Origin of the sequence: Xanthobacter sp. SG618 (assembly GCF_012932745.1) — a bacterium.
Taxonomy (GTDB): Bacteria; Pseudomonadota; Alphaproteobacteria; order Rhizobiales; family Xanthobacteraceae; genus Xanthobacter; species Xanthobacter flavus.
This window is the reverse complement of record NZ_JABBHL010000003.1, coordinates 298,878-321,141: the sequence shown is the minus strand read 5'-3', so window position 1 is coordinate 321,141 and position 22,264 is coordinate 298,878. Positions and strand designations below refer to the sequence as shown.

Here is a 22,264-nt window from a genome sequence, read left to right as displayed (position 1 = left end):
GATCGCAGGCGAGAAAAAGCGTAGACACAGCCTTTCAGCTATGTAAATTAATTCCATCAAACTTATCGATTAATGGTTGGCGTCCGGATCCAGCGGGTGCCGCCCTCACCACCGCCGGCTCCGAAGCCCCCTCCCTCACCGGCCCCGCCGGTGCGGCTGAGGCCGTGCGTCCTGCCGCCCGACCCTGAACCAGGATTGATCCATGACCTCCCGCTTCCGCTCCCCCCTCGCGGCCCTCGTCTTCTCCGGCATCGCGCTGTTCGCGGCCGGCACCGGCGCGAACGCGCAGGCCCCGGCCGCCGACAAGCCGCTGAAGATCGGCGTTTCGGCAGGTCCTTACGGCGACATCCTGCGCGAGGCGGCGAAGCTCTCGGCCGAGCAGGGGGTGAAGGCGGAGATCATCGAGTTCACCGACTGGAACCAGCCCAATGCGGCGCTGCAGGCCGGCGACATCGACCTCAACAATTTCCAGAACCGGCCGTATCTCGCCAATCAGGTGAAGACGCGCGGCTACACCATCGTCGCGCTGGATGAATCCATCCTCGTGCCGGCCGGCCTCTATTCCAAGAAGTATACGAGCTTCGCCGACATCCCGGCCGGCTCCAAGATCGCCATTCCCAACGATCCCACCAATGGCGGGCGGGCGCTCCTGCTGTTCCAGAAGGCCGGGCTCCTCAAGCTGAAGCCGGGCTCGGGCCTTTATGCCAGCGTGCTCGACGTGGTCGACAACCCGAAGAACCTCAAGATCGTCGAGATCGACGCCGCCCAGCTGCCGCGCTCGCTGGACGACGTGGCCGCCGCCTTCGTCTCCTCCAACTATGCCTATCTCGCCGGGCTCCAGCTGAAGAGCGCGCTTCTGGCCGAGACGACGCTGGAGGAGGCCAAGCCCTATTTCACCCTGGTCTTCGCCGCCCGCGAGGATCGCAAGGACGATCCGCGCATCGCCAAGTTCATCGCGGTCTACCGCTCCCAGCCGGTGAAGGACTTCACCCTCGCCAAGTTCAACGGCAGCCTCATCCCCACCTGGTGAGCGCGCCTGCCGGACCCCATCGAGGAGCGTCGACCATGAACCCGCCTGCCGCCCGTCCGTCCCATTTGTCCCTCGCCCCGGCCGCGCCCGTGCGGCCCGACTGGATCGCCCTCGCGCAGGGTGTCGCCGACGCTTTGGCGCCGGATGCCGCCGAGCGCGACCGCCTCGGCGCCTCGCCCAAGCGCGAGCTCGCACTACTGCGCGAGGCGGGACTGCTCGAACTGCTCTTTTCCCCCGAGCATGGCGGGGGCGGCGGATCGTTCACCGACGCGCTCCTCGCCGTGCGGGTGATCGGCCGGGCGGATGCCTCCATCGCCCAGTTGCTCGCCTATCACTATCTCCACCTCACCAATGCGCTGTGGCGGGCGAGCCCGGAGCAGGCGGCGGCGCTGGCGCGGGCCTCGGTGGCCGGACGCTGGTTCTGGGGCGGCGCCTCCAACCCGCGCGATCCGGAATCGCGCCTCGCGCCGGTGGCGGATTTCTATCGCCTCACCGGCCGCAAGACCTTCGCCTCCAATGCCGCGCTAGCTGATCGCATCACGCTGCGCGCGCAGCTCGGCGACGGCTTCGCCGTGCTCGTCGTGCCCGGCGATCGGGAGGGCGTGACCCACGGCAATGACTGGGACGCCTTCGGCCAGCGCCTGTCGGAGAGCGGCACCATCACCTTCGCCGACGTGAAGATCGGCCGCGACGAGATCCTCGGCGATCCCGCCGCCCCGCCGCCGCGCACCAGCCTCGTGGTGCCGTTCCACCAGCTGCTCATCGTCAATTTCTACATCGGCATCGCCGAGGGCGCGCTGGCCGAGGCCAACCGCTACATCCGCGAGGTCTCCCGCCCGTGGCAGGCCTCCGGCGTGGAGAAAGCGAGCCTCGACCCCTACATCCTCGAGCACTACGGCAATCTCGATGTGGAGCTGCGCGCCTCCACCGCGCTGGCGGATGTGGCCGGCCTGCGCTTCGAGGCCGCGACCGCGCTGGGCAATGCCATCACTCCCGAAGAGCGCAATGTGGCCGCCGCGGCCATCTATGCGGCCAAGGTGCATTCCAGCCGCACGGCGCTGGAGGTGACCTCCCGCATCTTCGAGCTGATGGGCGCCCGCGCCACCGCCGGCCATTACGGCTACGACCGCTTCTGGCGCAACATCCGCACCCACACCTTGCACGATCCGGTGGTCTACAAATCCCGCGAGGTGGGCAATTACGCCCTCAACGGCGTCATCACGCCGACCCCGCTCTACAGCTGAGGGCGGACGCCGCCATGACCTCCAAACCGCTCAACCGCGACATCCGCTTCAACGCCTTCAACATGGCCTCGCCCGGCCACACCTGGGCGGGCCTGTGGGCGCATCCGCGCGACCGCGCCATCGACTATAACAGCCTCGATTACTGGATCGACCTCGCGGTGACCGCCGAGCGCGGCCTGTTCGATGGCGTGTTCATCGCCGACGTGTTCGGGGTCTACGACGTCTATGGCAACAGCCCGGACGCGGCGCTGATCTCGGCCGCGCAGACGCCGGACATCGATCCCGCTCTGGTGGTGCCGAGCATGGCGCACGCGACGAAGCACATCGGCTTCGGCGTCACCGCCAATCTCACCTACGAGCACCCCTACCAGTTCGCCCGCCGCTTCGCGACGCTGGACCATCTCACCAAGGGCCGCGTGGGCTGGAACATCGTCACCGGCTATCTGGACAGCGGCGCGCGCGGCATGGGCGACAAGGCCAACCGCGACCATGATGCGCGCTACGAGGCGGCGGAGGATTTCCTCGCCGCCGTCTACAAATTGTGGGAGGGCAGCTGGGAGGAGGGCGCCGTGCGCCGCGATCGCGCCGCCCGCGTCTTCACCGATCCCGCCAAGGTCCACCGCATCCGCCACAACGGTCCCTATTACCAGGTGGACGGCATCCAGCTCGCCGAGCCTTCGCCCCAGCGCACGCCGGTGCTCTACCAGGCCGGCACTTCGGGCCGGGGGCGGCTGTTCGCGGCGAAGCATTCCGAGGCCATCTTCCTCAATGGCCAGACCCGCCCCATCCTCGCCGAGGCGGTGCGCGCGGTGCGCACGGCGGCGGCGAGCTTCGGGCGCGACCCCTACGACATCCGCATGTTCCCCGGCGCGACGGTGATCGTCGCCCCCACCCGGGCCGAGGCCTTCGACCGGCTCGCCGAATATGCCCAATATGTCCACACGGCCGGGCAACTGGCGCTGCTTTCCGGCTGGACGGGCGTGGACCTCTCCACCCTCGATCCGGAGGAGGCCATCTCCTACGTGAAGAGCAATGCCATCCAGTCCACGCTGGAAAACCTCACCTTGCGCAGCGCCGAGCCGCTGAAGGTGAAGGACCTCGCCACCCTCTCCGCCACTGGCGCCCGCGCACCCTTCATCGTCGGCGCGCCCGGCGAGGTGGCGGACGAGATCATCTCCTGGGTGCGCGACACGGACGTGGACGGCTTCAACCTCAACCGCCTCGTCTCCCACGAGACGCTGGCCTCGTTCGTCGATCTCGTGGTGCCGGAGCTGCAGGATCGCGGCGTCTACAAGACGTCCTACGATGAGGGTACGCTGCGCGAGAAGCTGTTCCGCCGCGGTCCCCTCCTGCCCGACACCCACCCCGCCGCCGGCTTCCGCCGGAATGCGGGGGCCGTCGCCGTCGAGAAGCCGCGCGCCACAGCCTGATCGAGACCGCCTGATCGCATATGAGCGCCGTTCGCGGCGCCGTCCCACGGAGCTTGCCCCGATGTCCGACACTGCCGACACCTCCGGCGCCACCCTCGCGCCCGATGAAGCCGCCGCCGCCCGCGCCTTGCTGGAGACCCGCTACGGCGCGGCCGAGGCGCCGGCCGGCATCCTCCTCAACGACACCATTGCCGGCCTGCTGAGCCATCGCAGCGTGCGAGCCTTCACGCAGGAGCCCTTGCCGGAGGGGCTGCTGGAAACGCTGGTGGCGGCGGCGCAATCCGCCCCGTCTTCCTCCAACCTCCAGACCTTCAGCGTGGTGGCGGTGGAGAACCCGGCCACCAAGGCCCGCCTCGCCGAGATCGCCGGCGGGCAGAAGCATGTCATCGAGGCGCCGCTGGTGCTGGTGTGGCTCGCCGACCTCGCGCGCCTCGAGGAGATCGGCCGCCGCAACGCCCACCCCACCGATGCGCTGGGCTTCCTGGAGACCCTGTTCGTCGGCTTCATCGACGCTGCGCTGGCGGCGCAGAATGCGCTGGTGGCGCTGGAATCCCTCGGCCTCGGCGGCGTCTATCTCGGCGCGCTGCGCAACCGGCCGGTGGAACTCGCCGAGCTGCTCGGCCTGCCGCCCAATGTGATCGGCGTGTTCGGCCTCGCCATCGCCCATCCCGACCCCGCCCGCCCGGCGGATGTGAAGCCGCGCATCTCCCAGCGCCTCGTGCTTCACCGCGAGCGCTATGATGCGAGCCTGCCGCAGGATGCGCTCGACCATTACGAGGCGGCGCTGAAGGCGTTCCAGAAGGGCCAGAACATCCCCGAGATCGGCTGGATCGCCGCCGCCCTGCCGCGCGTGCGCGGCGCGGAATCCCTCGCCGGCCGCGACCGCATCCGCGATGCGCTGACGGCGCTGGGCTTCGGCCTGCGCTGAGGGCCGTGCGGCGGGGCGCCGCCTCGGCGTGCGGCTCGAAAACATGCCAGTCCCCGGCTATCCACGGATGGGCCGGGGAGGGCGATTTCCTGCGATTTTTCAGGCGGTTCGCCGGGGTTGCACGCCCGGGATCCGGCGCGCTTTGTTCAATTCATATAAAATAGATTGAAATTATCAAATTGATGTCGGATGCTTCCTCCGACCGGCTCTTCCGGCCGAAGCCATCCCACCGTTCCGCCCGCCGATCCTGCACCTCGCGGCGCGCGACCCGCCTGAGATTTCGCCCCCTGGAGGCGACAGATGACCAAAGCGCGACAGATCAAGCTCGGTGCCTTCCTGATGACGGACGGCCACCACATCGCCGGCTGGCGGCACCCCCGCGCCACCGCGAACGCCAACGTCCGCGTCGATCACTACCTGCGCCTCGCGCGCCTCGCCGAGGCGGCGAAGCTCGACGCCATCTTCCTCTCTGACTCCCTCGGCGTGCGCGACACGAACCTTGATTCGGTGCACCGCACCTCGCGCAATGTGGGCTTCGAACCGCTGACCCTGCTCTCCGCCCTCTCGGTGGTGACGCACCATATCGGCCTCATCGGCACCGCCTCCACCTCCTTCAACGAGCCCTTCCACATCGCCCGCAAGTTCGCCTCCCTCGACCAGCTCAGCGGCGGGCGGGCAGGGTGGAACCTTGTCACCTCCTCCGGCGAGGAAGAGGCGCGCAACTTCAACCTCGATGAGCACATCCCCCACGCGGACCGCTACGACCGGGCGCGCGAATTCATCGAGGTGGTGAAGGGGCTGTGGAACAGCTGGGAGGATGACGCCTTCCAGCGCGACAAGGTCTCCGGCACCTATTTCGATCCCGACAAGCTCCACGTGCTCAACCATCGCGGCAAGCACTTCAAGGTCGCGGGACCGCTCAACGTCGCCCGCTCGCCGCAGGGCCATCCGGTGGTGGTGCAGGCCGGCGCCTCCGAGGATGGCCGGTCGCTGGCGGGGGAGAGCGCGGAAGCCATCTTCTGCGCCCACCGGACGCTTGCCGAGGCGCGCGCCTTCTATGCCGACATCAAGACCCGCGCCGCCAATGCCGGCCGCGATCCGGACCATGTGAAGATCATGCCCGGCGTGTTCCCCGTCATCGGCCGCACGGAAGCGGAAGCGCGGGAGAAGTTCGAGGAGCTGCAATCCCTCATCCATCCGGCGGTGGGACTTCAGCTGCTCTCGGTGGTGGCCGGGGTCGGCGACCTCTCTGGCTACGATCTCGACGGGCCGCTGCCGGACCTGCCCGAGACCAACGGCCCCAAGAGCCGCCAGCAATTGGTGATCGACGCCGCCCGGCGCGACAACCTCACCATCCGCCAGCTCTATCTCTCCATCGCCGGGGCGCGCGGCCACTGGCAGGTGGTGGGCACGGCCGAGCAGATCGCCGACCAGCTGGAGGAGCGCTTCCGCAAGGAGGGCGCGGACGGCTTCAACATCATGGCGCCGCACCTGCCGGGCGGGCTGGAGGACTTCATCGAGCAGGTGGTGCCGATCCTGCAGGAGCGCGGCCTGTTCCGCACCGAATATGAAGGCACGACCCTGCGCGAGAATCTCGGCCTGCCATTCCCCACCCATCCCGCCGCGCGGGACGAGCGCCTGATCGCGGAAGCGGCCGAATAGGCCGCCGCCTCTGGTAGTATCGGCGCCCGCCGAGCGGGCGCCGGAGAGCCGCCTCAGGCGGCCTTCTTGTTCACGCCGGAGGAGGCGAGGCGGGAGAGGAGCTGGTCGGTCTCCTTCTCCTCCTTCAGGGTCGCCTCCAGCAGGGGCACCGCATCGGCGAGGCCGAGCTGGGCGGCCCAGGTCTTCAGCGTGCCGTAGCGGGCGATCTCGTAATGCTCCACCGCCTGCGCGGCGGAGAGGAGGCCGGCATCCAGCGCATCGGTGCCGGCGAAGTCCTCCATGATCTCCTTGCCCTCGTCCACGATGCCGACGATGGCCGGGCAATGCTTGCCGCGCGCCGCCTTGCCGAGCATGTCGAACACCTGCTCCAGGCGCTCGATCTGGCCTTCCGTCTGCTCCTGATGGGTGAGGAAGGCGGCCTTCAGCTCTTCCGACTGGGCCGATTTCGCCATCTTCGGCAGCGCCCGAAGGATCTGCTTCTCGGCGTAGTAGATGTCTTTCAGCGTCTCGGAGAAAAGATCCTGCAAAGACTTGGCCTGTGCCATGTGAGGGGTCCTTTCGGTTCGCGTTTCCGCCGGTTTTTTCGCGTTGCTCCAGGCCCGAGCGGAAGCACCGTCCGGCAAGACGGCGCCTGTCCGTCCTCGTGAGGCACGGGCGGAGCGGGGAGTGGTCTCAGGCGATGTCCCGGGAGCTGCGTGCTCGTCGGGCTGCGAGCACAACGGGCAGGGGGCGGCGGAGTTCCGCAGCGTCGCGTCGGGAGCGCCTAGCGCTGCGCCTCGCGCACGAAGGCGGCGACGGTCTTCTTGCTCTCGGCGTCGATCAGCTCTTCGCCATCCTGGGCGAGATCAGAAAGCGTCTGCGCCCGGAGCGACTGACGCCACAGCTCTTCCGCCGCCAGCATCCGGCGCTTGATGAAGCAGTCCGTCTTGTAGGCGCAGGGGTCCTTGGACTTGCCCGGTCCGCGCCGGCGGATCTCCTTGCAGGTGAAGGCGGGCTCCTTGCCGTCGATGGCCTCCACGATGTCGAGCAGGGTGATCTCGCCGGGGCGCCGCGCCAGCCGGTAGCCGCCGCGGGGGCCGGGCAGGGCTTCCACCAGGCCGGCCTCGGTGAGGGCACGCATGTGCTTGAGCAGGTAGCTCTCGGAGAGGCCGTGCATCTCGGCCAGGCTCTTGCCCGGCAGCACCTTGCCCGGCTCCAGCCAGCAAAGCACCAGCGCGCAGTGCAGCGCCGCCTCCACCCCGTCTCCCAACCGCCTCATGCCTGCTCCGGATACTGCCTCGGGTCCACTACCGGCTCGCCTCTTTCCTACTCCGATAATCATCGATATAATATGTCCATGATTCTCCGCCAGAGGCTGGCGGGATCGCAAATCCGAGAGCAGGCAGGAGAGCCGCATGGAACCCAGGATGAACGTGGCCGAGGCCGCCCCCGCCCTTTATGCCGCCGTGCGGGCGCTGGACGGGGCGGTGATGAAGTCGGGGCTGGAGAAGCGCCTCCTGCATCTCGTCAAGCTCAGGGCGTCGCAGATCAATGGCTGCGCCTACTGCATCGACATGCATGTGAAGGAGTCGCTCGCCGACGGCATTCCCGCCCAGCATCTCCACATGCTCACGGCGTGGCGCGAATCGCCCCTCTACAGCGCCCGCGACCGGGCGGCGCTGGAGTGGATCGAGAGCGTGACGTTGGTGTCGCAGACCGGCATTCCCGACAGCGCCTATGCGGCCGTTACGGCCGCCTTCTCGCCCGAGGAGATCGCCAAGCTCACCATCGCCATCGGCACCATCAATGTGTGGAACCGCATCGCGGTCTCCTCGCGCATGCTGCATCCGGTGGATCGCGCCGTCGCCGCCTGAGGCGAGACCACCGGCGCGCGGGGAGGCACTATCCCCGCGCGGCCGCGCCCCGGAGGCGTTCGGTCAGCTCCTCGATTGTCCCGACGAACCACAGGCTTTCGCCGCCATTGGCCTCGCGCACGAAGTCGCGCAGCGGCCCGCTCAAAGCCAGATGGGCCGAGATGTCGCCGATCACCGCGAGGTGCAGCCGATAGTTCACGAAACGCTGGGTGATACGCCCGGCAAGCCCGCTCGCCAGACGGAAGAAGTCCGGGCTGAGGCGCGCCGCCGGAATGGCAATGAGCTCCGCGCCCTCGCCGAAGGCCGTGCCGAGCAGATCGTCCGTGTCGCCCTCGCTGGCAATGGGCGCCGCGTCGGCCGCGCACAGGAGCACCCGCAGCCCGCTGATTTCGATCACGACATCGGTGCTGGGGATACCCATGGGACTTCCGTTGCGTTCGGGAGGATGATCCGAGCAGATTGAATCGATCCAGCGGGTGCACGTCCAGAGGGTGCGCGCGGCGCGAGGCGGGAGAGATCGGAATGGTGGACAATCGCACGCCGGGTGGCTCACCCATGGATGCGAGCGCAGGCCGCGACTTCTGGCTGCGCGAAGGGCCCTATCTGGCCATCCTCGCCCTCACCGTGGGCGGCGTCGCCTATGTGGCGATGACGCGCCGGCCGCTGGTCACGTTCTGGGAATTCGTGGCGCTGGCGAGCTGCGCCGTGGGCATCTTCGCCGGCTGGGGGCGCGCCACGCTGAAGGAACAGCGCGTGCGGCTGGTGGTGACACAGCTCCTCCACTGGGGCGCCTTCCTCGCCGCCATGAATCTCGTGTTCCTGCCGAGCGTGCAGGCGGTGGCGGATGCGGATTCCACCAGCCTCATCGTGCTGCTGCTGCTGGCGCTGGGCAGCTTCGTGGCGGGCGTGCACACCCAGTCGTGGCGCATGGGGCTGAACGGCGTGTTCATGGCCTTGTGCGTGCCCGCCGTGGCGTGGCTCGACCAGTCCGCCCTCTTCGTGGCGCTGATGGGCGCCGCCGCGGTGGTCGGCGCCGGCTTCATCCTGTGGGCGCGCCTGCGGATCTGAGGTGTTTCCCGGCCGCACCGCTGAGACAATTGCTGTTCCCCGGACAAGCGACGGCAAAGCCGGAGCGCGGATCCGGGGGCCAGCGCAAGGGTGCCCGCGCGGCGGGGCAAAGCTGGGGAACGGTGGGATCAGGAAGCGCCTTCGGCGGCCCCTTGCGCCGGGACCCGGCTCGCATTCCGCTATCGATGCGTGCGTCCGGGCCGCGAGGGCGGTTCACCGGACGGGCGTGGCTGGTTGCGCAATCCCAGCGTTGGGGCAAATGGCGCGATACCCCTCACCCCAGCCCTCTCCCGCAAGGGGAGAGGGGGCCGGCCGGTTCCGATGCGAGCGCCCCGCCCGGTCAGCTCCGCCCGAGCGCCCTCGCGATATCCGCCTGAAGCTGCGGCAGCAGTTCGGCCTCGAAATAGGAGTTCTTCTTCAGCCAGCCGGTGTTGCGCCACGAGGGATGGGGCAGGGTATAGACCGCCACCGGATGGGCGAGCTTTTCCCCCGCCGCGCGCACCGCCCGCCAGTTGGCCACCGTCTCGGTGAGGCTCGGCTTCAGGTGCGCCGCGAGGCCGAGGCGGGCGAGGTGATAGGCCTGCGCAGGCCGTCCCACCGCGAGGATCAGCCGGAACGGGGGGAGGGTGGCGAACAGCGTGTCGTGCCAGGTCGCGACGCATTCCCGGCGCGGCGGCAGGTCGCCCCCCGCCGCATCCTGCCCCGGAAAGCAGAAGCCCATGGGGGCGATGGCGATGTGGGCGGCATCGTAGAAGGTGTCCTTGTCCACCCCCATCCAGGCCCGCAGCCGGTCGCCCGAGGCATCGGTGAAGGGCAGGCCCGAAAGGTGCACCTTGGTCCCCGGCGCCTGGCTCGCCACCAGGATGGAGGCGGTGGCGGACACCCGCAGCACCGGCCGCGGCTCGTGCGGCAGGGCCGGTCCGCGCGGCGCCTCCCGGCACACCCGGCAGGCGCGGATGCGCGCGACGAGCGCGTTGAGGCCGTCCTCAGATGCTGAGCTCAAGCCCGTCCTCGGCCACGGTGAAATGGGTCTTGTCCACCTCGCCCCGCCGCGCCCACATCTCGTCGCCCATATGGGTGAGGAGGATGTGCTTGGCGCCCAGCACCGCGCGCTTGGCCGCGATGGTCTCATAGGCCATGTGGCCATGGGGACTACCGGCGAAGGCGAAGCACTCGCAGATGAAGAGGTCGGCGCCATCGGCGATGGGCAGGAGCGCGTCGGTCCATTCCGTATCGCCGGAGAAGGCGAGGGTGCGCTTGCCGTCCGTGATCCGCAGCGCGGTGGAGGGCGCCCCGGAGGCGTGGATCACCTGCGCCGTGGTGAGGGTGAGGGGGCCGTGTCGGGAGGTCGAACCGGGCTCCACCTCCTTCACCTCGAAGTCGAACCGCCAGTCATTGGTGGCCATCTTCGGGAAGAGCACCTCCATGGCCGCGTCCAGACGTACCCTGGTACCGGGAGGGCCGATGATGGTCAGGGGCGTCGTCCGGCGATGGACGAACTGGCCGTCAAGCAGGAGGAAGGGCAGGCCGCCGAAATGGTCGCCGTGCAGATGGCTGATGAATACCTGGTGAAACCCACTCGAATCGATGCCGAACCGGTGCATTTGAACGAGTGAACTCGCACCGAAGTCGAGGGTTGCGACGTGTCCGTCGGTCTCCACGTGGTAGCAGGAATTTCCCCGCCCGCCGGAGCCGAACGCATCGCCGCAACCCACCACCTTTAGCTTCATGATTTCAAGCCTTTGCGCTCGGCCGCTGAGAGACCACATCGTACCAGCGCTTGAGGTGGGTGTGGTGCTCCGGCACCTCGGTGCGGATCACCCGCAGGAAATCCACCGCCACCAGCATGGTGATGTCCGCCACCGAGAAGCGGGACCCCGCCACGAACGCCCGGTCGGCCAGCTGATCGTTGAAAAAGCCGAGCGCTGCCAAGACCTTGGGCTTGTTCGCTTCGCCCCATTCCGGCACCTGCGGCACCTCCATCTGGGCCATGGCCGGGTTGAGATGCCTGAGCACCATCATGATGGGGTAGAACAGATCCAGCTCCACCTGCCGCTGCCACATTTCCACCAGCCCCTGTTCCTCCGGCGTATGGCCGAACAGGTTGGGCTCGGGCTGCAAGGCCTCGAAATAACGGCAGATCGCCATGGTTTCGGCGATGGCCGTGCCATTGTCCAGCACCAGAAGGGGCACGCGCTGGCGGGGATTGAGGCCGGTGAATTCGGCGCTCTTGTGCTCGCCCTTGCCCAGGTCGACGGGCTCGAGCGGAACCGAAATTCCCTTTTCCGCCAGGAAGATGCGAACCCGGCGCGGGTTCGGCGCCCGGTTGGTGTCATAGAGCTTCATGGTGGCGCGCCTCCCGTGCGGTGATTGTTGAGGCCAGCGAAAGACCATGCCTGCGGCGACCGCGCAAGGGTCCGCCCGTTCCGCGATCAGGGCGCGCGCGGATGCTCGGCCCGATAGTCGGCGGGAGGTTGGAAGGTGCCCGCCCACAGCCCCCGCCGCGCCGCCCGCGCGTCGTCCTCATCCCTGCGATACGCCTTGCCCAGATAGGCGACGGCCAGTCCCTTCTGGACCATCAGCGCGGAAAGGTCGGTGCCGCCGACGGTGCAGAAACCCAATGGCCGCCTGTATTTGTCGCGCTTCTCGGCCCGGCATGACACCGGGCCTGCAGCCAGCGCCTCGTCCAGCGCCTCCCGCGCGGCCTCGCCGCAGCGCCAAGTGCGGCCATCCCTCTCACACGTCTGGCGCAGCTCCGGCGCGTCGATGCCGGCAAGGCGGACGTGCGTGCCCGCAATGTCCAGCGTGTCGCCATCCACCGCCTCGGCACGCCCCTCCAGATGTTCGGCGCGCGAAAGCATTTCCAGGGCGGCGGCCAGCACGGCGAGGATGATTGCGGCGCGCAGAATATCAAACAAACGCATGGCGTTGGACGATCCCGCCTCGGCCGCGCGATGGGCTTGGCACGGCTCGCCGGGAGGATGGGGCGAGGGCGTTAACCAATCGTTAACCCACCTGCCGCAGGAGTCGGTGCCTAGGTGATGTCACGCAGGGTGGTCGATTCCACCGGCACTCCGTTCGCGAAGGGCTACCGCCGCATGTCCGGCCCCCTCTGCCTCCCGCTCGGCAACGCCGCGGCCTCCAAACCGGAGCCGGCGGAAGCGGGGGAGGGATTCGCGGGGCCGGCTCTCCTGTCTTCCAAGGCCTTGATCCTGCTCGCCATACTCGCCTCCGGAGGTCTTGGGCTGGCGGGCGGTCTCGCGGCCGGCCTTGCCGGCGCGATCCTCGGGGTTGCAGTCGCGGTCGTTGCCTTCGTGGGTGTGGCCCGTCACGTCCGGCGGCTCCATGCGGCGCGTGAGGCGGCCGAGGCGCGGGCTCTGGCCGCCGAGGCGGAGAGCCAGCGGGCCGCGGCCGAAAGCCTTGCGAAATCTCGCTTTCTCGCCGAGATGAGCCACGAGCTGCGCACCCCGCTCAACACGGTGATGGGTTTTTCCGAGATGATGGCCGAGGAGGTGCTCGGTCCGCACCGGGTGCCCGCCTATGCCGGCTATGCCCGCGACATCCACGGCGCCGGCCGGCACCTGCTGGCGCTCGCCGACGACCTGCTCGACCTTGCCCGCATCGAGAGCGGGCACCGCACGCTGGTGGAGACCCCGGTGCGGCTCGATGCGCTGGCGGAAGACTGCCTCGCCATGATGCGCCCCCTCGCGGCGGAGCGGCGCCTCAGCCTTTCCCTGGAACGGCTTGGCACGCCCCGGCTGTGGGGCGACGAGCGGGCCATCCGGCAGATCGCCCTCAATCTGCTGGCGAACGCCGTGAAGTTCACGCCTGTCGAAGGCCAGGTGCGGCTCGTCGCGGCCGTCGACGCGAGGGGTAATGCCGTCCTCATCGTCGAGGACAGCGGGCCGGGAATCGCCGACAGCGAGCTGCCGCTGGGCGGCGCCCATGCGCGCGAGAGCCGGCTGGACCTTGCGACCGGTCGGGGCGCCGGGCTCGGCCTCGCCATCGCCCGAGGGCTCGCGACACTGCACGGCGGGGAGCTGGAGCTGGCCCGCCGCGCGGGAGGTGGAACGCGGGCGCGCGTGACCTTCCCGTCCGCCCGGACCCTGCCCGGAGCCTGATCGGCCTCAGCCCTCGGAGACGCCGGCCTCGGCGAAGGTCGCCATGCCACGATGGCAGGCCACAGCCGCCTTCACCACGCCGATGGAGAGCGCGGCTCCCGAGCCTTCGCCGAGCCGCATGCCGAGATCGAGCAGCGGCACGAGGCCGAGACGGTCCAGCAACTGGCGATGGGCCTTCTCCGCCGAGACATGGCCGGCGAGGCAATGGTCGAGAGCGCTCGGGTTCATGGCGTGGAGCACGGCGGCGGCGGCCGTCACCACAAAGCCGTCCAGCACCACCGGCACCTTCTCGTGCCGCGCGGCGATGATGGCGCCGGCGATGGCCGCGATTTCCCGCCCACCGAGGCGGCGCAGCACTTCCAGCGGATCGGAGAGATGCTCCTTGTGGAAGGCGACCGCGGCGCGCACGGCGGCGATCTTGCGCTCCAGCACCTCGCCGGCGGCGCCGGTGCCGGCGCCCACCCATTCCTCCGCCGTGCCGCCATAGAGGCCGTGGCAGATGGCGGCGGCGACCGTGGTGTTGCCGATGCCCATTTCGCCGAGGCAGAGCAGGTCCGAGCCGCCGGCAATGGCCTCCATGCCGAAGGCCATGGTGGCGGCGCAGGCCTTCTCATCGAGGGCGGCGTTCGTGGTGATGTCCGGGGTCGGATAATCGAGCGCGAGGTCGAACACCCGCAGCCCGGCGTCGAAGGTGGCGCAGATCTGGTTCACCGCGGCCTTGCCGGCGGTGAAGGTGGCCATCATCTGCTTCGTCACCTCACCGGGATAGGGCGAGACGCCGAGATCGGCCACGCCGTGGGTCGCGGCAAACACCGCCACCATCGGCCGGTTGACCGTGGGCATGGAATTGCCCTGCCAGGCGGAAAGGTGGGCGGCGATGGCTTCGAGCCGCCCCAGCGCGCCCGGGGGCTTCACCAGCTGTTCCTGCCGTGCGAGCGCTGCCTCGCGCGCGCCTTCGTTGGGGCCGGGCAGGGTGGCGACGAGCTGGCGGATGTCGTCGAAGGGCGAGCCGGGATCTTGCGGGAACATCGGGCGGAATGACCTCTGGGCGCCGGCTTCGCCGGGCGGGGAACGCTGCCGCTCAATAGAGCGGGCGTCCCGATCCGGCAAATCCGACCCTCCGCCCGGTGGAGAGAAACCGTGGCTCAGCGCTCTCCCTGCTGGGCCTGGGCCACATGGTCGCGCAGTTCCTGAAGCGAGGCAAAGCGGACCACGCCGGTGGGCAGCTCGGCCTGGATCGAACCGTCGGAATAGAGCGTGTAGGCCATGCCGCCGACAATGCCGGACTTGAGGATGCGCGGCTCGTCCGGCTCGCGGGCGGGAGCCGGCGCGGGCACCGGCGGAGGCGCCTCGGTGGGGGCGGCGCGGGCCGGGCGGGGCGGCGGCTCATAGCCGGTGCGCGGACGGGGCGGTGCCGGCGGGGCGGCCGGCGCCTCGGGAGCCGGCTCGGGACCACGCTGAACCCGCTGGCGGCGAGCCTCGACCATTGGGTCAGCGGGCTGGCCGGCCTCGGGCGGAGGCAGCAGCGGGGAGGGGCCGGCGGGTCGGCGGGGCGCCGGGGTGCGCTCTGCCTGACGCTCCTGCGGGCGTTCGGGGGCGCGCTCCGGAGCGCGTTCCTGCGGACGTTCCTGGGGCCGGTCGGCCGCACGTTCGCGAGCCGGCGGCGCTGCGGCCTCGGCATCCGTCTCCTCGGAGCCGACCAGATCGTCCACGGAGAGGCGCGGCGCTGCGCCGCGGCCGGCGCGGGCGGAACGGGCCGCCGGCTGGGCGGCGGCTTCCTCGGCCTCGGCCTCACCGGCCGGGTAGGAGCGCTCGATCTGCCGGGTCAGCCGGTCCAGCTGGCGCAGCACCAGCCCCATGGCGGTTATCACGAAGCCGCCCGAGGCGGCGACGGCACCGGTGGTGATGAGGGTATTGCCGAAGGCCGAGACGTAGATCGTCACCCCGAGGCCGATGACCGCAAGCCCGGCCAGAGCGATGAGAACGCCGAGAAGGACCAGGAACCACCACATCTCGCACCCCGCTTCCGCATGCCGGCCTCGGCCGGTCTAATCAAAGGTGGTACCTCGGCGCGAAAATCGGCCGCTTCAAGGTTGTTTGATGGCGAGCGCGACCCTATCTAGGTCCACGCTCGGACATGTCGTATACCCGGTGTGGCGCCGGGGCAGCGATTTCGCCCCGGGCGAGACGCCGGATAGATTGCGGAGATGTTTCATGTCCTTCACGCTGCCCGACCTGCCCTATGCCTATGACGCGCTTGCGCCGTACATGTCGCGCGAAACGCTGGAATACCATCACGACAAGCATCATCTCGCTTATGTCAACAATGGCAACAATCTCCTAAAGGGAACTGAATTTGAAGGGAAAACCCTTGAGGAGATCGTCGTGGGCTCGTTCGGCAAGAACGCCCCGCTCTTCAACAATGCCGGCCAGCACTACAACCATCTCCACTTCTGGAATTGGATGAAGCCCAACGGCGGCGGCCCCATCCCCGGTGAGCTCGAGAAGAAGATCATCGAGGACATCGGCTCGGTCGAGAAGTTCAAGGAGGACTTCATCGCCGCCGGTGTCGGCCAGTTCGGCTCGGGCTGGGCCTGGCTCGCGCTCAAGGACGGCAAGCTCGTCGTGCTGAAGAGCGCCAATGGCGAGAACCCGCTGGTGCAGGGCGCGACCCCGATTCTCGGCGTCGACGTGTGGGAGCACTCCTACTACATCGACTATCGCAATCGCCGCCCCGACTACCTGAAGGCGTTCGTCGACCACCTCATCAACTGGGACTACGTGGCCGAGCTGTACAGCAAGGCCGTCTGACGGTTTCTCATCCCGGGCCTGCGCCTTCCTTTGCGGGGCGCGGGCCCGCTCCGTTTTTCGAGGCCCGCTTAGCTCGAGAATGCCTAGCAGGCGATCAAGTGCACAACTCAGACGCGGCCTTTATGTGTTTCTTTTCCCGCCAGTGATTGACTCTGCCTGCCAAGAACATTTTGCCGTTTAACCTTACCATCGGTCAGCTGTGCTGCCACAATTGCTCCTGAGGCTGCCTTAATTTTTCGCAACGCACAGCATAATTTTGTTGCGATCCTCCTCTACTCCATCTTAGCTGTGATCCGCGTAGCCATCTGCGGTATTATGGTGGCGTATCGCGCTGGGGGCTTGGGAGCGATCCCGGAAACGGCGCGACAGGAGTTGGGTTCGGGATCCTCCATCAATGTCGTTCCTCGAAATCGAACGTCGGCCGGGCGCGATTGCGGACGCCTGCGCCCTTGTCCTGATCGCCGGTGTCGCGGTCATCGCCGCGCTCACCTTCTCCGACTACGGCCTCGGCTGGGATGACTTCACCCATTCCCAGTATGGCGACCTGCTCTATTCCTATTTCTCCTCGGGCCTGACGCAGCGGAAGGTCTTTTCCTTCGTCAACCTGTATTATTACGGCGGCGGCTTCGACCTTGCCGCCGCGGCCATCGCCAAGGCGCTGCCTTTCGTCGAGGTCTTCGACGTCCGCCGCCTGCTGGGCGGGTTCGTGGGCATCGTCGGCTTTGTGCTCGTATGGCGAACCGGGCGGCGTCTTGCCGGCCCCTGGGGCGGCCTTGCCGCTGTCGCCCTGCTGATGATCTGCCCGCTCTATTACGGCCACATGTTCATGAACGCGAAGGATGCACCCTTCGCCGTGGCCGTGGCCGGCGTACTCTATGCTTGCGTGCGGGCCTTCGACGAGTTCCCCCAGCCGTCGCCGCGCACCGTCACCTTCTTCGGCCTGTTTCTCGGCCTCGCCATCGGCACGCGCGTCCTCGGGCTGCTGTGCGGCGTGTATCTGGCCGCGGCCATCGCCTTCGTGCTGGCCGTGGAATGCGTGCGCCTTGGCATCAAGCCGGCGCTGCTGCGCACGCTTCGCTTCACCGGCCTGCTGATGCTGGGCCTGCCGCTCGCCTACTTTGTGCTCGGCATGGTCTGGCCGTGGGGCGTGGTGGAGCCGCTCAATCCGCTGATGGCGCTCAAATATTACTCCCACTTCTGGGAAGTGCCCTGGCGTGAAATGTTCGAGGGGCGGCCCATCCTGGTGCCGGACATGCCCCGCACCTACGTGCCCACCCTCTTCTCCGTGCAGATGCCCGAGCTGTTCCTCGGCCTTGCGGTGGCGGGCGCGGCGGGAGCGATCGTTTCGGCCTTCGTCGGCAAGGACACGCCGGCGAAGCGGGCGCGGCTGGTGCTCATCGTCACCGCGGCGGCTTTCCCCATCCTGCTCACCGTCGTCACCCGCCCGGTGATGTACAACGGCATCCGACACTTCGTGTTCGTGACGCCGGCGCTGGCGCTTCTCGGTGGCTATGCTGCTTCGTGGCTGTGGCAGAAGGCTCAGGCGCTGCCGCGCCTCGCCCAGGGGGCCGTGGCTGCGACCTTCGCCTTGGGGCTCGCCGTGCCGGCGGTGGACTTCCACAACCTGCACCCTTACGAATATACCTACTACAACCACTTCGTCGGCGGCATCAAGGGTGCCGACGACCTGTTCATGCTCGATTACTGGGGCCTCGCCTTCAAGCAGGCGACGGAGGAACTGGACGAGTATGTGGAGCAGCACCGGCGGACCCTGCCGCAGGGCCGCAAGCTGCGCGTGGCCGTCTGCGGCCCCCACTTCGCCGCCGCCGCCGAATTGGGACCGCGCTACGAGACGACCTACGACAGCAGCAATGCGGACTTCTATATGCGTCTCGGCGAGTTCTACTGCGCCGACGTGAAGGCGCCGCTGCTGGTGAAGGTCGAGCGCGAGGGCGTCACCTACGCCACGGTCTACGACGTGCGCGGCCGCCCCTTCCCCAGCGTCTTCGCGGCCGGCCAGTAAGGCTAGCCATTCCCAGCGAATCGAAAAGGCCGGGCGCGAGCCCGGCCTTTTGCATTCATGCGCCGGTCTTCCGGCTCACTTGGCGCCCAGCAGCTCCGGCACGCTGAGGAGGACGAACTCGTTGTCGTCGTTCTTCTGCGGGCTGCGGCCGGCCGAGTAGGGCAGGTTGTTGTCGTTGCCCACCACGATCTCGGTGGGGCTCACCATCACCACATCCTCGATGGTGAAGAAGGGCAGGTCCAGCACGCCCTCGGTGCCGCCCTGCTTCGCCTTGCCGTTCGGATCCTTGATGGAAAGAAGGTCGATATAGCCGACCTTGCGCACCGCCTGGCCGGCGGTCTCCGGCGAGAAGGCGATCTTGTAGATGCGCTTGAACTGCGCCGGCTTGTCGAAGCAGGTGGGCTCGACCTTGCCTGCGGCGCAGGCCTTGAAGCGCGAGCCTTCCAGGCTATCGCGCTCGATGACGAGGCCGTGGGTGTCGTCGATCATGTTGAAGTCGCCGATAGCATTGCCCGCCATCGCCAGCGGATATTTCCACGAGCGGCCGGTCCACTCGCGCTCGCCGAGATCGAACTCGGCGATGCGCAGCACTTCGGCGTCACCCACCTTCTCCTTGCCGACGGCGGCCGCATCGAACAGCGGGCCTTCGAGCAGGGCGTAGAGCTTCGTCTTGTCCGGGGAGAGCGCCATGCCCTCGAAGCCCTTAGAGCGATAGACGTTGAACGCAACCTTGCCATCCGGCGCGCCGGGCGTCGTGACGGCCGGGTGATCCGGCGAGCGCACCACCTTGCCGTCCACCTTGGTCTCGAACACGGCCTTCACCTTGCCGTCGATATCGGTCTCGATGAGGAAGGGGCCGAACTCGTCGCCGAACCACAGGCTGTCACCCACGCGCTGGATCGATTCGAGATCGAAGTCCGAGCCGGTCAGGTAGCGCGTGGCGGTGCCTTCCATCGTGATCGGGTAGGGCACCTTGCGGTCCGGGTCGCTGATGAAGATGGTCTTGAGACGCTCGATGGTGCCGGCCTTGAAGTCCATCTTCAGCCGATGGGCGGTCAGCATGGCGTCCGGCGAGTTGGCCTTGGAGCCGAAGCCGTTGTCTGTGAGCACCAGGAACGTCCCGTCGCCCTCGGAGACGATGCCGGAGAAGCCCTGCACCGGCTGGCCCTGGAACGGCAGGGAAAGGCCGGTCTCGCGCGGGGCGGCCGGATTGGACAGGACGCTCACGCCCTTCACGCTACCGATGGCGTCGATGCGCGCACGGTCGGCATTGGTGAACTTGCCCGAGGTCTTCAGCGCATCCGGCGCGTCGGCGGGGGCGGGGACGAAGGTGGCGGCCGGCAGGACCACATGCCCTGCGAGGACGGCCGGGAAGGCGGTGCCTTCGGCGGCTTTTTCCTGACCGTTCTTGTCCTGGGAGAGGGCAGGGGAAACGAAGGCGGCGCCGGCAAGCAGCGCGAGGGCGATGCAGTTCAGGGTGCGCATGGGAAACCTCCAAAGGTCCGTGCGCACCGCATCTGCGGCACCATCCTTGACGCAGCGGCGACAGCCACGCGAACTTTGCATGACCTAGAGGAAGATCAGATCCATTTCAGCCGGCGGAAGGTCCACAGCAGCACGAAGCCGAGCAGCAGCAGGAACACAGAGAGCGCCCAGAAAGCGGCCGGATCGCTGCTGCCGGGGATGCCGCCCACATTCATGCCGAACATGCCCGAGATCAGCGTCATGGGCGCGAACACGACGGTCACCACGGCGAGCACCAGCATGGACTTGTTCATCTGCTCGGCGCGGGCATCGACCATCTGGTCGCGGATGACGGAGGCGCGTTCGCGCACGCTGTCCAGTTCCTCGGAAAAGCGGGCCACCCGGTCGGCGGCATCCCGCAGCCGGTTCCGGTCCTTCGGCCCCATCCAGGGATCGTCTTCCAGCGCGAAGTGATTGAGCGCCTCGCGCTGGGGCGCGATGTGCCGGCGCAGCTTGATGGCCACCCGGCGCAGCACGGCAAGCTTGGGCAGGAGCTCCGAGGTTTCCGTGATGAGCACGGCGTCCTCAAGCTCGTCCGCCTCCTCGATCAGCGTCGTCACCACGGCATCCACCCGCTCGACGAGGCGCATGGAGAGATCGGCCACGAACTCGCCCTGGGAGCGCGGGCAGCGGCCGCGGCCGAGCGCGTCCTCGAAATCGGCGATGGCCGAGAGGAAATCGTGCTGAACCGACACGATTCGGCGTGCATCCACCCACAGGTGGACGGTGATGAGTTCCTCAGGCAGCGCGTTGCGCTGCAGGTTGATGCCGCGCAGGGAGAGCAGGGCGCCCTCGGCGAACATCACGCAGCGCGGGCGGCAATGCTCTTCCGCCATGCTCTCCAGCGCCGGAGCGTCGAGGCCGACGCCCTGCCGCAGCCACGTCTGCGGCATCCGGGGCAGATGGCGGAAATGCAGCCAGACGAAGCCGCCGTCGGGCGCCGTGGCCGAGACCGCGTCTTCCGGCCGGAGACGGCTGGCACCTCCTTTGCCGTCGAACATCCACGCAGAGAGAAGGCCCTGCGTGTCGATGGTGGAGGCGAGTGCGGCCATGGCGGGTCCCGTCGCTGACGTATCGTGCGTTCCTCGCACGATTGCACGACGCGAAAAAGTCTTGGCGTTACGTCACTTCAGCGATGGGACAGGGCGTCGAGAATCCGCACCCAGCTTCGCGTGCCCTTGTGGAAGGACGTGAGGTCGTACTTCTCGTTGGGCGAATGGACGCGATCATCGTCCAGCGCGAAGCCGATCAGCAGCGTGTCCACCCCCAGCCGGTCCTTGAACTGGCCCACCACGGGGATGGAGCCGCCCGAGCCGATGGTGACCGGCGCGACGCCCCATTCGGCCTCGAGGGCCCCGGCGGCGTGGCCGAGGTCCGGACTCTCCGGCGGCACCAGGAAGGCGCGGGCGCCCTCGCCCCAGTGGAAGACGGCCCGGCAGTCGGCCGGCACGCGCGCAGCCACGAACGTTTCGAAGCCCGCCCGCAGCTTGGCCGGATCCTGATCCGCCACGAGGCGGAAGGAGATCTTGGCGGTCGCCCGCGCGGGGATGATGGTCTTGGTGCCGGCGCCGGTATAGCCGCCGAACATGCCGTTGACCTCGAAGGTCGGGCGCGACTGGATCTGCTCGATCACCAGCCGGTCGCTCTCGCCGGCCGAGACTGAGAGGCCGACCGGCTTCAGGAAGGCCTCGGCGGTGAGCCCAAGCGCCTGCCAGCGGGCGCGGACCTCGGCGGGAGGCTCGCGCACGTCGTCGTAGAAGCCGGGCAGGGTCACCCGGCCATCGGCGTCATGGGCATCGGCGAGGATGGCCGCCAGCACATGGATGGGATTGCGCGCGGCGCCGCCGAACAGGCCCGAATGCAGGTCCCGGTCGGCGCCCTCGATGGTGAGCTCGGTGTGCAGGATGCCGCGCAGCGAACTGGTGATGGAGGGCGTGCGCTGGTCCCACATGCCGGTGTCGCACACGAGCGCGAGATCGGCCGAAAGTTCGCTTGCATGGGCGGCGAGGAAGCCGGGGAGGTTGGGCGAGCCGCACTCCTCCTCCCCCTCCAGCAGAACGGTGACGTCCACCGGCAATGCGCCACGGGTCGAACGGAACGCCCGGAGCGCCTCAAGGAAGGTCAGCACCTGTCCCTTGTCGTCGCACGCGCCGCGCCCGACGATGGTTCGCCGCCCGTCCGGCGTGGTGCCGAGGCGAGGCTCGAACGGAGGGGTTTCCCACAGGTTCAGCGGGTCCACCGGCTGCACGTCATAGTGCCCGTAGAACAGCACGCGCCGCGACGCACCGGTGTCAGTCCGGGCGACCACCACCGGATGGCCTGCGGTTGGGTGCACGACGGCGGTGAAACCGAGGGCTTCAAGCTCTCCCGCCACCCAGTCAGCTGCGCTCCGGCAGGCGGAAGCGTGGGCGGGGTCGGTGGAGATGGACGGGATCCTGAGGAAGTCGAACAAACGCGCCAGCGCCCCGTCGAGCCCTGCATCCACCGCCTTCAGAACCGGATCGAGTTCCGTTGCCGCCATCTCGCCCTCCGCCAGCGCAACCTCTGTCACGGGTCGCGATGGACCCGGA

Annotated in this window: 22 protein-coding genes; 10 read left to right on the top strand and 12 right to left on the bottom strand. The window is 68.3% G+C overall.

Annotation, left to right across the window (positions count from 1 at the left end):
* Positions 1 to 202: 202 nt before the first annotated feature.
* The 5 genes from FHT36_RS10855 to FHT36_RS10835 all read left to right on the top strand — a co-directional run bounded on the left by FHT36_RS10855 (position 203) and on the right by FHT36_RS10835 (position 6,294).
* Positions 203 to 1,030: a MetQ/NlpA family ABC transporter substrate-binding protein gene (locus FHT36_RS10855; RefSeq protein WP_169122517.1), complete on the top strand. Its 828-nt coding sequence runs from the start codon at positions 203 to 205 to the stop codon at positions 1,028 to 1,030.
* Between the two features lie 35 nt (positions 1,031 to 1,065).
* Positions 1,066 to 2,274, top strand: a complete 1,209-nt coding sequence (locus FHT36_RS10850; protein WP_169122516.1) for an acyl-CoA dehydrogenase family protein — start codon at positions 1,066 to 1,068, stop codon at positions 2,272 to 2,274.
* Between the two features lie 14 nt (positions 2,275 to 2,288).
* On the top strand, positions 2,289 to 3,704 hold the full coding sequence (locus FHT36_RS10845; RefSeq protein WP_169122515.1) for an LLM class flavin-dependent oxidoreductase: 1,416 nt from the start codon (positions 2,289 to 2,291) through the stop codon (positions 3,702 to 3,704).
* Between the two features lie 61 nt (positions 3,705 to 3,765).
* Positions 3,766 to 4,632 (top strand): NADPH-dependent oxidoreductase, encoded by an 867-nt coding sequence (locus FHT36_RS10840; protein ID WP_169122514.1) that lies wholly within the window; start codon positions 3,766 to 3,768, stop codon positions 4,630 to 4,632.
* A gap of 300 nt (positions 4,633 to 4,932) precedes the next feature.
* Positions 4,933 to 6,294 carry an LLM class flavin-dependent oxidoreductase gene (locus FHT36_RS10835; RefSeq protein WP_169122513.1) on the top strand — a complete coding sequence of 454 codons (1,362 nt, stop codon included), beginning with the start codon at positions 4,933 to 4,935 and terminating at the stop codon, positions 6,292 to 6,294.
* Positions 6,295 to 6,347: 53 nt separating this feature from the next.
* Here FHT36_RS10835 and FHT36_RS10830 read toward each other — a convergent pair whose 3' ends face one another.
* Together FHT36_RS10830 and FHT36_RS10825 are read right to left on the bottom strand one after the other, a co-directional pair.
* The gene (locus tag FHT36_RS10830) at positions 6,348 to 6,839 is read right to left on the bottom strand and encodes a ferritin-like domain-containing protein (protein ID WP_169122512.1); all 492 of its coding nucleotides are present in this window, start codon (positions 6,837 to 6,839) and stop codon (positions 6,348 to 6,350) included.
* Positions 6,840 to 7,057: 218 nt separating this feature from the next.
* Positions 7,058 to 7,552 carry an Rrf2 family transcriptional regulator gene (locus FHT36_RS10825; RefSeq protein WP_169122511.1) on the bottom strand — a complete coding sequence of 165 codons (495 nt, stop codon included), beginning with the start codon at positions 7,550 to 7,552 and terminating at the stop codon, positions 7,058 to 7,060.
* A 136-nt stretch (positions 7,553 to 7,688) separates the two neighbouring features.
* Here FHT36_RS10825 and FHT36_RS10820 point away from each other — a divergent pair, with 136 nt between their 5' ends.
* Positions 7,689 to 8,147 (top strand): carboxymuconolactone decarboxylase family protein, encoded by a 459-nt coding sequence (locus tag FHT36_RS10820; protein ID WP_169122510.1) that lies wholly within the window; start codon positions 7,689 to 7,691, stop codon positions 8,145 to 8,147.
* 28 nt (positions 8,148 to 8,175) lie between these two features.
* Here the strand turns inward: FHT36_RS10820 and FHT36_RS10815 are convergent, their stop codons facing one another.
* Entirely contained in the window at positions 8,176 to 8,568 is a 393-nt protein-coding gene (locus FHT36_RS10815) for a DUF4180 domain-containing protein (RefSeq protein WP_169122509.1), read from the bottom strand.
* Positions 8,569 to 8,669: 101 nt separating this feature from the next.
* Between FHT36_RS10815 and FHT36_RS10810 the strand changes: the two genes are divergently transcribed.
* A complete protein-coding gene (locus FHT36_RS10810; protein ID WP_169122508.1) occupies positions 8,670 to 9,215 on the top strand; it encodes a hypothetical protein in 546 nt (181 codons plus the stop codon).
* A 340-nt stretch (positions 9,216 to 9,555) separates the two neighbouring features.
* Here the strand turns inward: FHT36_RS10810 and FHT36_RS10805 are convergent, their stop codons facing one another.
* The 4 genes from FHT36_RS10805 to FHT36_RS10795 all read right to left on the bottom strand — a co-directional run bounded on the left by FHT36_RS10805 (position 9,556) and on the right by FHT36_RS10795 (position 12,139).
* Entirely contained in the window at positions 9,556 to 10,218 is a 663-nt protein-coding gene (locus FHT36_RS10805; protein ID WP_246702157.1) for a uracil-DNA glycosylase family protein, read from the bottom strand.
* Positions 10,202 to 10,945: an MBL fold metallo-hydrolase gene (locus tag FHT36_RS24425; protein ID WP_246702156.1), complete on the bottom strand. Its 744-nt coding sequence runs from the start codon at positions 10,943 to 10,945 to the stop codon at positions 10,202 to 10,204. Before FHT36_RS24425 ends, FHT36_RS10805 begins: the two co-directional genes overlap by 17 nt.
* Positions 10,946 to 10,949: 4 nt before the next feature.
* Entirely contained in the window at positions 10,950 to 11,561 is a 612-nt protein-coding gene (locus tag FHT36_RS10800) for a glutathione S-transferase family protein (RefSeq protein WP_169122506.1), read from the bottom strand.
* 86 nt (positions 11,562 to 11,647) lie between these two features.
* Positions 11,648 to 12,139, bottom strand: a complete 492-nt coding sequence (locus FHT36_RS10795; protein WP_169122505.1) for a thermonuclease family protein — start codon at positions 12,137 to 12,139, stop codon at positions 11,648 to 11,650.
* A gap of 117 nt (positions 12,140 to 12,256) precedes the next feature.
* On the opposite strand from FHT36_RS10795, the gene FHT36_RS10790 reads away from it, so the two are divergent.
* Positions 12,257 to 13,336: a HAMP domain-containing sensor histidine kinase gene (locus FHT36_RS10790; RefSeq protein ID WP_169122504.1), complete on the top strand. Its 1,080-nt coding sequence runs from the start codon at positions 12,257 to 12,259 to the stop codon at positions 13,334 to 13,336.
* Positions 13,337 to 13,342: 6 nt separating this feature from the next.
* Here FHT36_RS10790 and cobT read toward each other — a convergent pair whose 3' ends face one another.
* Positions 13,343 to 14,365, bottom strand: a complete 1,023-nt coding sequence (cobT, locus tag FHT36_RS10785; protein ID WP_169122503.1) for a nicotinate-nucleotide--dimethylbenzimidazole phosphoribosyltransferase — start codon at positions 14,363 to 14,365, stop codon at positions 13,343 to 13,345.
* 116 nt (positions 14,366 to 14,481) lie between these two features.
* Positions 14,482 to 15,348 (bottom strand): hypothetical protein, encoded by an 867-nt coding sequence (locus tag FHT36_RS10780; RefSeq protein WP_169122502.1) that lies wholly within the window; start codon positions 15,346 to 15,348, stop codon positions 14,482 to 14,484.
* 202 nt (positions 15,349 to 15,550) lie between these two features.
* Here FHT36_RS10780 and FHT36_RS10775 point away from each other — a divergent pair, with 202 nt between their 5' ends.
* Together FHT36_RS10775 and FHT36_RS10770 are read left to right on the top strand one after the other, a co-directional pair.
* Positions 15,551 to 16,147: a superoxide dismutase gene (locus tag FHT36_RS10775; RefSeq protein WP_169122501.1), complete on the top strand. Its 597-nt coding sequence runs from the start codon at positions 15,551 to 15,553 to the stop codon at positions 16,145 to 16,147.
* Between the two features lie 394 nt (positions 16,148 to 16,541).
* On the top strand, positions 16,542 to 18,170 hold the full coding sequence (locus FHT36_RS10770) for a glycosyltransferase family 39 protein (protein WP_169122500.1): 1,629 nt from the start codon (positions 16,542 to 16,544) through the stop codon (positions 18,168 to 18,170).
* Between the two features lie 75 nt (positions 18,171 to 18,245).
* On the opposite strand, the gene FHT36_RS10765 is transcribed toward FHT36_RS10770, so the two are convergent.
* The 3 genes from FHT36_RS10765 to FHT36_RS10755 form a co-directional block, all read right to left on the bottom strand.
* Positions 18,246 to 19,655 (bottom strand): esterase-like activity of phytase family protein, encoded by a 1,410-nt coding sequence (locus FHT36_RS10765; protein ID WP_169122499.1) that lies wholly within the window; start codon positions 19,653 to 19,655, stop codon positions 18,246 to 18,248.
* A 95-nt stretch (positions 19,656 to 19,750) separates the two neighbouring features.
* Positions 19,751 to 20,746 (bottom strand): zinc transporter ZntB, encoded by a 996-nt coding sequence (locus FHT36_RS10760; protein ID WP_169122498.1) that lies wholly within the window; start codon positions 20,744 to 20,746, stop codon positions 19,751 to 19,753.
* Positions 20,747 to 20,823: 77 nt separating this feature from the next.
* Positions 20,824 to 22,215, bottom strand: coding sequence for a M20/M25/M40 family metallo-hydrolase (locus tag FHT36_RS10755; RefSeq protein WP_169122497.1), 1,392 nt, complete (start codon positions 22,213 to 22,215; stop codon positions 20,824 to 20,826).
* Between the last annotated feature and the right edge of the window lie 49 nt (positions 22,216 to 22,264).